The sequence below is a fragment of the Microbacterium sp. SCPM-O-B-15248 (M128) genome, assembly GCF_058214835.1.
Map to the genome: position 1 here is coordinate 1 of NZ_JBYQLI010000012.1, position 13,881 is coordinate 13,881.

The 13,881-nt window shown below is 70.6% G+C and carries 11 protein-coding genes; 4 read left to right on the top strand and 7 right to left on the bottom strand.

The window, feature by feature from the left end; genetic code table 11:
- Positions 1–320 precede the first annotated feature (320 nt).
- Complete coding sequence (gene recQ, locus AC3E6M_RS16300) at positions 321–2,393, bottom strand: DNA helicase RecQ (protein WP_490530523.1); 2,073 nt, start codon at positions 2,391–2,393, stop codon at positions 321–323.
- 55 nt (positions 2,394–2,448) lie between these two features.
- Complete coding sequence (locus AC3E6M_RS16305) at positions 2,449–2,637, bottom strand: hypothetical protein (RefSeq protein ID WP_490530524.1); 189 nt, start codon at positions 2,635–2,637, stop codon at positions 2,449–2,451.
- Between the two features lie 25 nt (positions 2,638–2,662).
- Between AC3E6M_RS16305 and AC3E6M_RS16310 the strand changes: the two genes are divergently transcribed.
- The 3 genes from AC3E6M_RS16310 to AC3E6M_RS16320 all read left to right on the top strand — a co-directional run bounded on the left by AC3E6M_RS16310 (position 2,663) and on the right by AC3E6M_RS16320 (position 4,658).
- Positions 2,663–3,178: a CGNR zinc finger domain-containing protein gene (locus AC3E6M_RS16310; protein WP_138178287.1), complete on the top strand. Its 516-nt coding sequence runs from the start codon at positions 2,663–2,665 to the stop codon at positions 3,176–3,178.
- A 122-nt stretch (positions 3,179–3,300) separates the two neighbouring features.
- Positions 3,301–3,639, top strand: coding sequence for a GNAT family N-acetyltransferase (locus AC3E6M_RS16315; protein WP_138178285.1), 339 nt, complete (start codon positions 3,301–3,303; stop codon positions 3,637–3,639).
- Positions 3,636–4,658 (top strand): pirin family protein, encoded by a 1,023-nt coding sequence (locus tag AC3E6M_RS16320; RefSeq protein WP_490530525.1) that lies wholly within the window; start codon positions 3,636–3,638, stop codon positions 4,656–4,658. The genes AC3E6M_RS16315 and AC3E6M_RS16320 overlap by 4 nt, the downstream gene beginning before the upstream one ends.
- Positions 4,659–4,913: 255 nt before the next feature.
- On the opposite strand, the gene AC3E6M_RS16325 is transcribed toward AC3E6M_RS16320, so the two are convergent.
- Positions 4,914–8,486: a S8 family serine peptidase gene (locus AC3E6M_RS16325; protein ID WP_490530526.1), complete on the bottom strand. Its 3,573-nt coding sequence runs from the start codon at positions 8,484–8,486 to the stop codon at positions 4,914–4,916.
- A 151-nt stretch (positions 8,487–8,637) separates the two neighbouring features.
- Here AC3E6M_RS16325 and AC3E6M_RS16330 point away from each other — a divergent pair, with 151 nt between their 5' ends.
- Positions 8,638–9,189 (top strand): ECF transporter S component, encoded by a 552-nt coding sequence (locus AC3E6M_RS16330; RefSeq protein ID WP_252370959.1) that lies wholly within the window; start codon positions 8,638–8,640, stop codon positions 9,187–9,189.
- On the opposite strand, the gene AC3E6M_RS16335 is transcribed toward AC3E6M_RS16330, so the two are convergent.
- The 4 genes from AC3E6M_RS16335 to AC3E6M_RS16350 all read right to left on the bottom strand — a co-directional run bounded on the left by AC3E6M_RS16335 (position 9,186) and on the right by AC3E6M_RS16350 (position 13,477).
- Entirely contained in the window at positions 9,186–9,752 is a 567-nt protein-coding gene (locus tag AC3E6M_RS16335) for a hypothetical protein (RefSeq protein ID WP_490530527.1), read from the bottom strand. The genes AC3E6M_RS16330 and AC3E6M_RS16335 overlap by 4 nt on opposite strands.
- Complete coding sequence (locus AC3E6M_RS16340; RefSeq protein ID WP_490530528.1) at positions 9,749–10,093, bottom strand: hypothetical protein; 345 nt, start codon at positions 10,091–10,093, stop codon at positions 9,749–9,751. The genes AC3E6M_RS16335 and AC3E6M_RS16340 overlap by 4 nt, the downstream gene beginning before the upstream one ends.
- The gene (locus AC3E6M_RS16345) at positions 10,090–11,871 is read right to left on the bottom strand and encodes a TIGR03767 family metallophosphoesterase (protein WP_490530529.1); all 1,782 of its coding nucleotides are present in this window, start codon (positions 11,869–11,871) and stop codon (positions 10,090–10,092) included. The genes AC3E6M_RS16340 and AC3E6M_RS16345 overlap by 4 nt, the downstream gene beginning before the upstream one ends.
- Before the next feature lie 340 nt (positions 11,872–12,211).
- Positions 12,212–13,477 carry a hypothetical protein gene (locus tag AC3E6M_RS16350; RefSeq protein WP_490530530.1) on the bottom strand — a complete coding sequence of 422 codons (1,266 nt, stop codon included), beginning with the start codon at positions 13,475–13,477 and terminating at the stop codon, positions 12,212–12,214.
- Positions 13,478–13,881 lie beyond the last annotated feature (404 nt).

Here is a 13,881-nt window from a genome sequence, read left to right on the forward strand (position 1 = left end):
GAAACAGGGCGAAACCGCGCGGAACAGCCTGTACCCGACGCATCGCCTGTTCTGGGAACAGCGACACCAGGGGCGCCGGGGCCCGCGGGCGGGGGGCGACGCCACGAGAACAGGCGATGCACCGGAAACAGCGCGAAACCGCGCGGAACAGCCTGTACCCGACGCATCGCCTGTTCTGGGAACAGCGACACCAGGGGCGCCGGGGCCCGCGGGCGGGCGCAGGCGCCACGAGAACAGGCGATGCACCGGAAACAGGGCGAAACCGCGCGGAACAGCCTGTACCCGACGCATCGCCTGTTCTGGGAACAGCGGGCCCGAGTTCAGTGCTGGGCGACGACCGCGAGGATGCCGTCGCCGTAGGCCTCGCGCTTCTTGGCTCCGATGCCGGTGATGCCATCGAGGTCGCCCATCGAGCCGGGCCGCTCGGCGGCGATCGCGCGCAGAGTGGCGTCGCCGAAGACGATGTACGCCGGCACGCCCTGCTCGCGCGCCTGCTCGGCGCGCCACGCGCGCAGCGCCTCGAACAGATCGCGGTCGCCGGCGGCGACGTCGTCGGCACTGGACTTGCGCGGGCGCGATCCGCCACCCCCGCCGGAGCGGCCGAGGGCATCGCGGCGCAGGGGTACCGGCGTCTCTCCGCGCAGCACGCCACCCGAGGCCTCGCTGAGCGCGAGGGTGCCATAGTCGCCCTGGGCGACGATGATGCCGCGCGCGAGGAGCTGACGGATGACACTGCGCCAGTCCTGATCGGACAGATCGGCGCCGAGTCCGTACGTGGAGAGTCGATCGTGGCCCTGCTGAGCGATGCGCTCGGTCTTGGCGCCGCGCAGGATGTCGATCAGGTGGCCGGCGCCGAAGGCCTGCCCGCGCTCGCGCTGCAACCGGACGATCGTGGACAGCAGCTTCTGCGCCGCCACCAGGCCGTCCCACGTGTCGGGCGGCGTCAGGCACGTGTCGCAGTTGCCGCACGGCTCGGACGGTTCACCGAAGTACGACAACAGGTTCTGGCGGCGGCATCCGACCGTCTCGCACAGGGCGAGCATGGCGTCGAGGTGCTGCCCGAGACGCATCTTGTAGGAACGGTCGCCGGGAGACTGGTCGATCATGCGGCGCTGCTGCACGACGTCGCCGAGGCCGTACGCCATCCACACCACCGAGGGGTCGCCGTCACGGCCCGCGCGACCCGTCTCCTGGTAGTAGCCCTCGACCGACTTGGGCAAGTCGATGTGAGCGACGAAGCGGACGTCGGGCTTGTCGATGCCCATGCCGAAGGCGATCGTGGCAACCATGATCACCCCGTCGTCGCGGAGGAAGCGCGACTGGTTCGCCGCGCGCACCGAGGCGTCGAGGCCCGCGTGGTACGGCAGGGCGTCGAGTCCCTGCGCGGCGAGGTACGCCGCGGTCTGCTCGACGCTCTTGCGGCTCAGGGCATACACGATGCCCGCCGACCCCTCGGGCTGCGAGCGGATGAACGACACGAGCTGGCGGCGGGGGTCGACCTTCGCGTCGACGCGGTACTGGATGTTGGGCCGGTCGAAGCTCGCGACGAACGTGCGGGCGTCGCGGAGGCGCAGGCGCTCGACGATCTCGCGGGCGGTCTCGGGGGTGGCGGTCGCCGTGAGAGCCATGCGCGGGACACCGGGGAACCGCTCGGCGAGGTCACCCAGGGCGAGGTAGTCCGGCCGGAAGTCGTGGCCCCACTGCGACACGCAGTGGGCTTCGTCGATCGCGATGACGCTGAGCTGTCCGCGCGACAGGAGCGCCAGGGTCTGCGCTCCATTGAGCCGCTCGGGAGCGACGTACAGCAGGTCGAGGTCGCCGGCGAGGTACGCCTGCTCGACGGCCTGGCGTTCCGCGGGCGCCTGGGTCGAGTTGAGGTAGGCCGCTCGCACGCCGTTGGCCACGAGTGCGTCGACCTGGTCGTGCATGAGGGCGATGAGGGGGCTCACCACCAGACCGGTGCCCGGGCGCACGAGCGCCGGCACCTGGTAGGTGACGCTCTTGCCACCACCGGTGGGCATGAGCACGACGGCGTCGCCACCGCCGACCACGTGCTGCACGATCTCGGCCTGGTCGCCGCGGAAGGCGTCGTAGCCGTAGACCTCGTGCAGCACCTCGCGCGGATCGCGCCCGGTGAAATCGCGCACGTCGGGCAGTTCGCGCGCGGTTCCGGTCACCACCGCGGCTCGCGCGAACGGGGAGGTCGTGGCATCCATCGGCGGGGGCGGAGCGTCGGGGTCGTCGGGCGGGGCGAACAGATCGGGATCCCAGTCCGCCCCCGCGTACGGATCGTCGTATCCGTCGAACGCCTCGGGAGGCGCATCCGCGTACGGCTCGGGGGCGGCGCCGGGGAAAGTCACCCCACCACGGTAACCCGGGGCACGGACACGCATCCGGCGAGCGGCTCTGTTCGGGGGAGGAATCGTCAGGAATCGGGGGTGTGGAGGATCAGTGCAACGCGCGGGTCAGCGGCGTCGGCGGGAGGTCGGATGCCTCGAGCTCGACACGTCGCGCGGTGCAGCCGACGCAGCGGACGTACCGCACCCGCCCTTCGCTCGTCGCGTGCACCGAGTCGGTGATCCACGCGTGTTCGTGGACGGGGGCGACGGGCAGGGCGAGGGTGTCGGCGGCGGTCATGAGGCCAGCGTGCTGTAATGCCGTTATGCACCTCAACCCTTACGGGGAGTACGCCGTGCTGCTGGCGGCGTCGCTCGCGAACGACTGGCCCGCCGACCGCGCGGGCATCGAGGAGCGCACGCGCGAGCTCGGCATGACGATGGCGTTCCCGGTGGGATCCGACGACCACGCGCGCACGCGCGACGTGATCGACCGGTGGCTGCGGGTCGTCGATGAGCCCGACCCCGCGGCGCGCGCGGCGCTGCTGAACCTCGAGATGGCCGGGGCGGCGGCGTATCCGCGACTCACCGACCACGACGGCGAGGGCTGGCACCTCCACTACCGCGACACCGATGACGCACTCCCCCGAGTGCTGGCGGCGGTGATCTCGGTGGGCACCGCGCTGCACCTCGTCACCCGCGGCACCCACCGCCTGGGCCGGTGCGGCGCCGCCCCCTGCGACCGCGTCGTCGTCGACGTCACCCGCAACGGCCGCCAGCGCTACTGCTCGGTGCGCTGCGCGAACCGCGCCGCCGTGCGCCGGCACCGCGCGCGCGGCTGAACCACCGACCCCGAACCACCAACGCCCACCGGCGCTGGCACAGCGTGCCGCGCGGCACCGGGGATGGCGGAACACGGCGGTCCCTGCGAACGTTGACCCGATCGACCGAAACCGGAGGCGACATGACCGACGCAGTAACCGTGACCCGCAACGACGACGACCGCCGCTACGAAGTGCACATCGACGGTGCGCTCGGCGGATTCCTGGAGTTCCGCCCCGCAGGGGAGGGACGGGTCGTCCTGCCCCACACGGAGGTGGACCCCGCGTTCAAAGGCAAGGGTCTGGGCTCGACCCTCGCGAGCGAGGCGCTGTCCGACCTCGCCCGCCGCGGCGACGCCGTGATCCCCTCGTGCCCGTTCGTCGCGCACTACCTGCAGGACCACGACGTCCCCGGCCTCGTCATCGACTGGCCGAACCGCGACGACGCGGCCGACTCGGCCGATCCGAGCGAACCGGCATGACCCGGTTGGACGTCGCCCCGCCGGCATCCGAGGGTCCCGTCGAGTGCGACGGGCCGCGCGCTCTCGTGGTCGAGGCCCGCGAGGTGCCCCTCGGCGGCGTCCGAGGCATGGAGGTGCACCGCACCCTCCCGCACCGTGCGCTGCCGATGGTGGGGGCGTGGTGCTTCCTCGACCGCTTCGGCCCGCAGGAGACGCTCATGCGCGTCGAGCCGCACCCGCACATCGGACTCCAGACGGTGACCTGGCCGATCGTCGGCGAAGTGCGCCATCGGGATGCCGTGGGCAGCGACGTCGTGGTCCGGCCCGGGGCACTCAACCTGATGACGAGTGGCGAAGGCATCGCGCACTCGGAGTACTCGGTCGGCGACGACCCGATCCCCCTCGATGCGCTCCAGCTCTGGGTCGCGCTGCCGGAAGACCGCCGCCACGGCGCGCCGGCGTTCGAGCGGCATGAGAACCTGCCCGTGCTCGACCTCGGCGACGGTGCGGACGCCGTCGTCGTCATGGGCTCGCTCGGCGCGGTGGATTCACCGGCGACCGTGCACACCCCGATCGTGGGCGCCGAGGTGCGCCTCCCGCCCGGGGTCACCGTCCGCGTCCCTCTGCGCCGCGACTGGGAATATGCCCTCTACGGCATGATCGGCTCCGCGGAGGTCGAGACGGGGGTGGATGCCGTCGACGCCGACGCCGCGCGACGCACCTCGCCCCTGCCGAGCATGGGAGGAACGGCATCCGTCGACGGCTCCCGACTGCTGTACCTCGGGACCGGGCGCGATCATGTGGAGATCAGCTCCGCGGAGGGGGCGCGGGTGTTCCTGCTCGGCGGGGAGCCGTTCGAAGCGGACATCGTGATGTGGTGGAACTTCGTGGGCCGCTCGCACGACGAGATCGTCGAGGCGCGCGAGGCGTGGGAGGCCCAGGCCCCGCGCTTCGGCGCAGTCATCGACCACGGCCCCGAGCGCATCCCCGCGCCGCCCCTCCCCGCGGTCCGCCTGACGCCGCGACGGCGCCGCGTCTAGTCCGGGCCGCGTGTCCCGGGCCGCTCCTCCCCGGTCCGTGCATCCCGCGAGACTGCATCCGCCTGACATCTCCCCTGCAGCGTGCAGTGGGTTTGTCACGCAGTTGCAGTCTCGGCGTCGACCACCCCGAACCCCGCCCGCGCGCACGCCACGCGCCCCCGCGCCCGCACACCCCCGCACCCCCGCACACGCCCACCCCGCACACGCAACCGCGGCGCCCGAGCCGGAGCCCGGACGCCGCGGTCGGCAGGAGGATCAGCGCAGCACGATGAACGCGCTGTACGCCTTCGAGTCGTCGACGGTGTCACTGCCGGCGTACTCGGCCTCGATGATCCGCAGGCCCCGCGTCTGCGGGTCGAGCGTGATCGTGGCGCGGCCGTCCTCGAGGGTCGCCGTGTACGGCTTCCCGGCGACGGTCACCGTCGCCTCACCCGTGGCCGCGGGGCCGCCCGAGGGGCGCACCTTCACGGTCAGGGTGTAGGTGTCGGACGTCCGACCGACCCACGGGCTGACCGTCACGGTCGTCCGCGAGGATGCCACGACGGGCACGCCCGCACTGTCGGCGGTGCCGGTGAGCCCGGTGCTCGCGGCCGTCGCGGTGACCCGCACCGACAGCACCGTGCCGACGTCGGCGCGCTGCACCTTATACGTCGACGAGGTCGCGCCCTCGATCGGCTCACCCCCGCGCAGCCACTGGAACGCCGTGGTGACCTCGGCGGGGTTCCATGTGCCCGCTGTCGCGGTGAGGGTGCGGCCGACCTTCGCCGTGCCGGTCACGGTCGGCGCATCCACGACGACCGGCGCGGCCTGGCCCGAGTCGACCGTGAGCACCGTCTGCACCGCGGACTCGCCGTACTGCACGACGCCGAGGTAGCGCGTCTCGGGCGCGAGGCCCTGCCACGACAGCTCGTACGTCGTCGCCACGCCCTGCTCTGCGGGGATCGGGTTCGGCGTCGCCGTGAGCTGTCCCTCGCCGCCGGGCTGCACGTTCACGTAGGTCATGTCCCACGTGAACGGTGCCGTGAACGAGTAGATGTTCGCCTCGACGAGGTACGTGCCCGGGGTCGGGTTCGACAGCGACACCCGTTCGTCGGCCGAGGCCGTCGCCGAGGTGAACCGCTCGTAGTACCGCAGGTCGTCGGCGCTCACGACGCGCGAGACGAACAGGTCGAGGTCACTGCCGGTGTCGTCCGAGGAGTCGAGGTCGAAGCGCGAGAGGGTCGTCCCCTCGGGCACGTCCACGATCCACCGGACGTAGCCGTCCGCGTCACCCGAGTCCTGGTTGCCCGAGTGACCCTCGACGGGGTTGTCGGTGTCGACCAGCAGGGTCTCGGCCGCCAGCCCCGACACCGTCAGCGGCAGCTCACCGCTGACGCCCGGCAGAATCTCCACGCCCGTGGAGCCCGACAGGCCGGTGCCCGCGACCTCGGCCGGAGCCTCGGCGGTCGTCGGGCGCACGGCGATCGGCGAGCGCACCTGCGTGTCGCCGCTCGTCCACGTGAGGAAGCCGGTCGTCCACTCCTCGGCCGGGGCCGTGGTGCGGGCGAACGTCACCGTGAACTCCTGCGACTCTCCGGCGGCGCCGAAGGTCAGCGTCGACGGTTCGACCGTGGCATCCAGCCCCGGCACGTCGATGGATGCCACGAAGGCCCCTGCCTGCGTAGAGGTCACCGTGCGCGTGACCGTCTGCGGCTTGGCGAGCGACCCGATCGAGATCGACGCGAGGTTGAGGTCGCTGCCGTCGATCGGCTCGACACCGAAGTCCTCGAGGCCCTTGCCCTGCAGGAAGGCCGCCCAGTCGGCGGGGCCGTTGAGGTACAGCAGACCCGGGTCGAAGTACTTCGTCGGGTCCACGTGACCGGCACCCTGCGCGAACGGATCCTGCGCGGGAGCGCCGTCGACGTCGACCGTGTCGTATGCCGTGGTCATCATGGCCGACTTCACCTCGGCGGGCGTGGCGAGCGGCCGCTCCCCCAGGTAGAGCGCGGCGAGACCGGCGACGTGCGGCGACGACATCGAGGTCCCCGAGAGGAACTCGAACGTCGGAGCTGCGCCCTCGGCGTTCGCGGCGGCGGCGAGGATCGCCACACCGGGAGCCGAGACGTCGGGCTTCAGCACGTCGCTGCCGTCGGCGAGCATCGGTCCGCGGCTCGAGAATCCGGCCACCTGCGGCGTCGGGGTCTCTTCGCCCGTGATGTTCTCGCCCACAAGGGTGGCCGTGGCATCCGGGGTCTCCTGCACGTAGGCGAGCAGGTCGTCGCGGTAGCGCGCGTCGATGTGGACGGTGGGCACCGAGTGGAAGTCGTTGTCGACCGACGCCGGTGTGACGTTGACGAGGATCATGCCCACGCCGCCCGCGTCCTTCACGGCTTGCGACTTCTCGATGCGGGCGTTCTGCCCGCGGTCGCACACGACGATCTTGCCGTCGGCCTGCGCGGCGTCGAGCGAGCCGAGCAGACACAGTGCCGCGTTCGCCGGGTCGGTCCCGGACGCGGCGATGTCGCCGGCGTAGACGACGGGGGCGGTGACCTCTTCGCCGGCGGGGACCGAGACCGAGGCCCCGGCCGCCTGGAACCCGTTCGGCAGCGTCACGGTGCCCTCGTACGTGGGAATCGTGGATGCCGCGACGGTGGTGTACCAGGGCGAGGCGTGGTCGGCGGTCGAGGCGTCCGGGCCGGAGTTTCCGGCCGAGGCGGCGACGAAGATGCCCGCCGCGGCGGCGTTGAAGAACGCCGCGTCCTCGAGGGCGAGGGTGGTCGTGGCCGAGCCGCCGCCGATGGAGTAGTTGATGACGTCGACGCCGTCGGCCACGGCGGCGTTGATCGCGCCGAGCAGGTCGCTCAGCGCGCAGACGTCGTCGGTGGTGACGAGCGGGTCGGGGCCGGAGTAGCACGCCTTGTAGGCGGCGACCTTCGCCGCCGGGGCGACACCCGAGATCGCGCCGAAGTCGATGCCCTCGACGCTGGCCTCGACGCCGTTGTTGCCGGCTGCGGTGCTGGCGGTGTGCGAGCCGTGCGCGTCTCCGTCGCGGGGCGACCGGTAGTCGGCCTCGAAGGTGAAGCCGGTGGCCGCGGCGCCCTGGTCGAAGTAGCGCGCACCGACGAGCTTGGTGGAATAGTCGTCCACCGACCACCCGTTGCCTGTCGCCACTCGCGGCGAGCGGAAGTCGGTGCCGTCGGCCTTGCGGTACACGACGTCATTGCCGTCGAGGTAGGGCTCGTCGCCCGGCGTCGTGCCGAGCGGGTCACCGGCGAACGACGGGTTCTCCGGGGCGATGCCGGTGTCGATCACACCGACCACGACGCCCGCACCGGCGGACTCGATGCCGCCGACCTTCTGCCAGACACCGCCGTCGCCCTCGAGCCCGAGGAACTCGGTCGACGGGACGGCCGCGGGGTGGCGGATCTCGTCCGGAACGACCTTCTGCACACCCTTGGTGGCGGCGAGCTTGGCGGCCTGGTTGGGATCCATCGCGGCGCTGAAGCCGTTGACGGCGAGCGTGTACGAGTAGTCGGCGTCGACTCCGGCCTCGGCGGCGACGTCCTGCTGACGCTGCTCGAGGAAAGCGGAGTATTCACGGACCGCGTCGGAGTCGGTGTCCAACCGCGCGTCGTCGGACTTCGTGGCATCCAGGCCCGCCTCACCGCCGCCATAGGTGGCGACGGGGGCTTCGTCGAGCACGACGATGTAGCGGCCCGTGGAGGATTCGATGGGTGTGGGGGATGTCACCCCCTCGCCCACTTCGGCGGCCTGCACGGAAGTTACTCCGGCAGCGGTGAAAAGCCCGGCCAACGCGATGACCGCGGCCGAACGCAGGGTACGACCCATAGTGCGCTCCAAACGGGGGGATGAATTGAGCGATCTGCGCGGCATCTGTGGCGCGCGTTGCCCAAACATAACTCACGGCCAATTCATCACCAACGGTTTCTTTTGGACGGCGTCCGTCAATCGGATGCCGCGACGCCGATACGCTGATCCCGTGTCGACCTCGCGTCTTTCCACCCGGGTCCTTCTCGTGTGCGCCGCGATCGGCGTGGGAACCGGCATCCTGGGCGGGGCGGCCGGCTGGCTGACCCTCGTGGTGTTGGCGACCGCGCCGTGGGCGTACGGCCTCGTGCTCGGGTCGCACGTGCTGCCCGGGATCATCGCGCAGCAGGTGGTGCGTCGACCCTGGGTCGCGCTGCTGACCCACGTTCTCGCGGCTCTCGTGGCCAGTGCGATGGCGCCGCAGTGGACCTTCCGGTTCCTCGGCACGGCGATCCTGTTCGGCGGCATCCAGGAGGGCGTCGCCGCTCTCACCCGCTACCGCGTGTGGGCGACGGCGCGCTTCTTCGTCTCCGCGGTGATCATCGGGCTGATCGTCGCGGTCGCGGTGTGGTTTGCCGCCGACATCGGCGCCCTCGCGCCGTGGGCGCGGATCACGTACCTCATCGTCGGCGTGCTGGGCCCGGTCGTGTGGACCGCCGTGGGCCTCGTGATCGGATCGGGCCTGCGCGGCGCCGGCGTCGCGCGCGGGTTGTCGCGGCGCTAGGCGACCCGCACGCGCCGGGGGTGCACCGCGAGCCGCGCCCAGGCCCGGGCGAGCACGGCGGCCACCGCACCGACGACCGCCCACGTCGCGAACGACCCGAGCCACCCGGTCACGAAGAAGCCGAGCAACAGCGCGGCCACGACGAGCACCCCGATCGCCAGCGCGGTCACCACGGCGAGCAGCACGGCCCGAACCGGATGCCACGCCAACGCCCGCAGGCCGCTCCACGCCGTGGCATCCGGGTTTCCCGCCGGTGAGACGATCACGACCGCGACGATCAGCGAGGGCACCAGGGTCGCCGACGACGCGACCGCGAGCGCGCCCACGACGACGAGCCCGACCACCACGGCCGCGAGCGCCCGGAGCACTCGCGGGCGGCGCGGGCCCGCAGCGCCGACCAGGACGACGAGCGCCGTGGCGGCTGCGACGAGGGCCGCGACCGAAACGGCCAGCAGACCGAGGAAGACGAGGGATGCCGCGGGCGTCAGCCCCGGGATCACGCACAGCGCCTGCACGACGGCGTTCCCGAGCACGACGGCCGTGATGAGGAGCGCGCGCCTCACGGGGCGACCCCCGCGGCCTGGTCGATCACGGCGCTGACGCTGCCGGTGAAGATCGCCTCGGAGCCGACGACGACGGTGAAGCTGTCGGGGTCGTCGGCCGGCGAGGTGGCCGTGATGTCGTCACCGCTGGCCGTGGTTCCCGCGCACGAGACCGCCCCCTCGTCGGCGGTGCACGTCGGCACCGCCTCGAGCGCGATGCCCTTCTGCTGCAGCACGTCGATGGTGGCAAAACGCACCTCGGTGAGGTGGTTGCCGCCCACGGGGGCGATCGCAGCGACCTGGGAGCAGCCGGTCAGCGCGATGACCGCCACCAGCGGCAGCGCGAACAGAGACCGCCTCACAGCCCCCGCTCCTTCTCGTACGCGAGGATCCGCGCGCGCTCGGTGACGTGCTGCGCCTCGAGCTGCGCGTCGGTGATCACCGAGAGGTCGAACGGCGCCGGCAGCAGCAGCTCGGTGTTGCGGTCCAGCGGCGAGCCGCGGCGCATGAGCGGCGTCTCGGCCCAGTCGTTGGCGGCGAGCTCGCGGCTCCGGGAGGCCAGGTCGGCGACGGAGCCCGAATGTCCCGGCACCGCGGGCGAGGCGTGGTCGAGGACCGTCGTGAAGAGCGAGAGCGTGCCGTCGCGGTTGTCGACGATCTCCACGACCTGCTGCTGCTGGGGGAAGTCGATGCACGACGCCGTCGTGATCTCCCAGAAGCCGCTCTTCTCGTTCGTATGCGCGAGGATCTGGTTCAAGTGCGTGTGGCCGTTGAGCCACCCGACGACGACGGGGAACTCCAGCAGCATCGCCACGAACTCGTCGGCCCCGTAGAGCTTCTCGTCCACCCCCGGTCGGGTCGCGCGGTTCTCGAGCGTGAGGCTGTTGTGGTGGCTGAAGATCAGCGCCAGCACCTGGTCGCGCTGCGCGATCTCGAGCTGCGCGCGCAGCCACCGTATCTGCGACTCGGGCACCGCACCGTCGGGTCCGGCGACGGCGTTGCACGTGTCGAGTCCGAACGCCCGGATGCGCGGGCTCAGGTCGGCCTGCCACCACGTCTCGCCCGAGGCGAGGTTGTGCGCGGTGAAGCCGTGGCCGACGGGTCCGGGCGTGGGCTCCGTCCGGAAGTGCTCGGCCATGAAGTCCCGCTGCTCGAACAGGTAGCGCTCGGGGTTGGCCGTGACCTCCTTGAACCCCGGACCCCCGGATGCCAGCCCCAACGCGGCCAGCGTCTGCGCGAGCACGCTCGTACCCGCGGCCCAGCCTTCGAGGGCCGTGGATGCCGTGGCATCCAGGGTGTACGACTTCCGGGCACCCACGGCGAGCGCGCGCAGCTGCGGGCTGATGTCGAACGTTCCGAGCAGGAGCGTGTCGTGGTTGCCGTACACGGCGTACCAGGGCGCGGGGAGGCCCACGGATGTCACAGGCTGTGCGATCGCCTGTGCGAGGAGGTCGGGCAGGCGCGGGAAGCCGTAGTCGCCGAAGTCGCCGCCGCTCGGGTCGCCGGGGCGGTACGCCCACGTCGCCTCGCTCCAGGCCTGGACGCCCTGCCACGTCGGCCCGCTCGTGGCGGGGTCGACGGCGAGGCCGTCCATGAGGTCGATGTACCAGCGGAGCTCGAGGTGCGAGTGCATGTCGGCGCTGTCGCCGGTGACGATCGCCGCGCTCATCGGCGCGCCCGTGAGAGGGCTGTACCGCGCGTCCGAGAAGGCCTGCACCATCGCTGCCGTCGCATGGGGGCTCAGCGGATCCTGCGGGTGGAAGGCCGAGCCCCACGCCGAGTGGTCCTGCACGATCATCGGCTCGATGCGTCCCGGCGACTGCGCCTCGATGACGTGCAGATCGGACAGGTGGCCGAGGTACAGCAGCGAGCGGCGAGCCGTGGTGCGCGCGGGCGACGGGGAGCGTCGCAGCACGTCGATGCGCGGGACGTACGGCTCCCCCGGCCCGGTGGTGAGCGTGCGGTACTTGCCCGACAGAATCGCGCCTTGCCGGATGGTCTGGAGCAGCGTCGACGGGATGTCGGTCGACGTCGTCGCGGCGCGCGCGAGCTGCGGCGCGAGGAAGTCGAACCCGAGCCCCGTCGCGGCGGCAGCGGCGGCGGTGGCGTGCAGGAACTGACGGCGGGAGAGACCGGTCACGAGATCGTCCGTTCGGGCGGAGGAACCTCGAATGTACCGTTTACGCAATCGGGGCGTCCAGAGCGCGGCCGCCCGTGAGGGGCGGAGGGCGAGGGAGGGGCGGAGGAGCCGCGGCGGCGACCCCGGTCCTCCAATCTGCCCAGGCCCTCCCTCTCGCACATGCGCGGGTCGGGATGCCGTCACCTCGACGTCGAGACGCCGCCCGGCGGCCCTCGTGATGCCCCAGAAAGATCCTTGTTTTAGAAACACCGCATGGCGGTCATGAGCCCCACAGCAACAAAGCTCGGAGGGAAATACTGGATGGACTGCGTTCTCCGCACAACTCTCTTGGCCGTCCTTTTCAACAACTCGAGGCGCTCTGAATGTAGTAGATCGGCGTTTGACTTGCCACCGAACTGGAGTTCCACGCTCTCGCGATCTGATTCACGCCGGCTGACACATTCACGTCGAGCGTGCCCCATCCTGCGTAGTATCTGAATGCTTGGCCGTCGCTGCGAGCAGCGACAAGCGCTCTCCCATTGTCGTAGAGCCGCACAATGTCGTGGTTTTGAGCAGAGCCGAGACCGCCTGTGCCCGCCTCGTTCATAATCACGCCCGACTTCAGCCACCACCCCCCACCAACAGTGCCTAGGGGTCCAGAACCGGGAAGAAATCCGCCCTTTCCAGGGCCGAGATCTGCTCCGGTGCCCATCAACCACCAGACGCCCCCCTTTCGCTCCCACGCATCGCCGTTGGCTTTGATCGCGGCGAGACCGCTGTCGTTGACATTCTCTCCCCTCCCGGTGAATACGTATCGGAAGTTCACATTTTCGGACGTATTCAAATCGAACGGCACAGAATCGCCGTATAGCACGCCAGCCTTTATCCACACGACAACTTCCGCGCTCGCAGTGAGGCATGCGATCTGCCCTTGACCAGAGAATCCCCCGCTGCCGAGGAATGACCACCCGTCAGTCTTCGCCCACTTCCACACATCGCCATTTGCTTTTACCGCTGCCGCTGTGCCCGCGCCCGCTGCAACCCGCACGAACCCGCTGTTGACGCCTAAAGGGAGCGTGGCCGCGGATGCCCCGAGGTAGAGCACTCCGCCCGATGTCCAGATTGCCTTCTGGACATCGCTGTCAACGATGTACGCGGCCTGATTGGCGCCCGTATCAACTCCCGACGCCACCTGCGTCCATGCGCCGCTGTTGTAGCAGACCCAGAGTTCTCCGGACGCCTTCACACCCAACACACTGTTCCAGTTCGCGTACACGCGAACGAAGTCAGAGTTGATCGCCGCAGGAACCGACAGATCCGGCGCAGCGAACCCGAAGTATTGCATCGAGCCCCTGCTGACCACCGCAAGGTCGGTCGCGGTTGTGACGGTCGATGACCCGGACCCGTAGGTCGCGGCGATCGTGCCTAGCTTCGGCCCCGCGATGATCTGGCCAGCCGGTACGGTCACGTCGCCGTTCGAATCGGTGAGGAAGCTGCCACTTCCACTTGCCCAAGACCAGCCGGCCGGAAGCGACAACTGGACCAATGCCCCGACATTGGAGGCACCGCTCAGACGGAGAACGAGGGCGCTGTCGGTGGGGCTGCACGCGGGCGTGTCGAACGGCACCTGCGTGAATGCGAGTTGGTTGCCCGATGCCGCGTACGCAGGACTTGCGGTTGCGAGAGCTACGGCCGGAATCGTCCAGGCCGCGCCCTGAATGATCGTTCGACGCGGAATCAGTCCCGCGTCATGTCCAGCGCGGGGGGGGGGGGGGGGGACGCTAGTTGGTCGAATCCCGTCACGTTCTCGGAGTCGTTGCTGGCGATCACGGCATGTCCTTGTCGTTGGGTGCGGCTGACAGCGCCTCGTGCAAGGCGCCGACGTCGGTCGATAACGACGGGCTCGGGGTAGCCCGCGGTGCATGTTCCTTGCTAGTGACCGCCTTCACGGGGCCGCCACCGATATCGCCCCCATTCGCCCTAGTCGCGCTGCGTTTTCACGAAGGCCACGCCCCTCGGTTCGATATCGAG

Coding starts and splice junctions, on each gene's coding strand:
- recQ (WP_490530523.1), bottom strand. CDS start 2,393: ATGCGTGTCCGTGCCCCGGGTTACCGTGGTGGGGTGACTTTCCCCGGC.
- AC3E6M_RS16305 (WP_490530524.1), bottom strand. CDS start 2,637: ATGACCGCCGCCGACACCCTCGCCCTGCCCGTCGCCCCCGTCCACGAA.
- AC3E6M_RS16310 (WP_138178287.1), top strand. CDS start 2,663: ATGCACCTCAACCCTTACGGGGAGTACGCCGTGCTGCTGGCGGCGTCG.
- AC3E6M_RS16315 (WP_138178285.1), top strand. CDS start 3,301: ATGACCGACGCAGTAACCGTGACCCGCAACGACGACGACCGCCGCTAC.
- AC3E6M_RS16320 (WP_490530525.1), top strand. CDS start 3,636: ATGACCCGGTTGGACGTCGCCCCGCCGGCATCCGAGGGTCCCGTCGAG.
- AC3E6M_RS16325 (WP_490530526.1), bottom strand. CDS start 8,486: ATGGGTCGTACCCTGCGTTCGGCCGCGGTCATCGCGTTGGCCGGGCTT.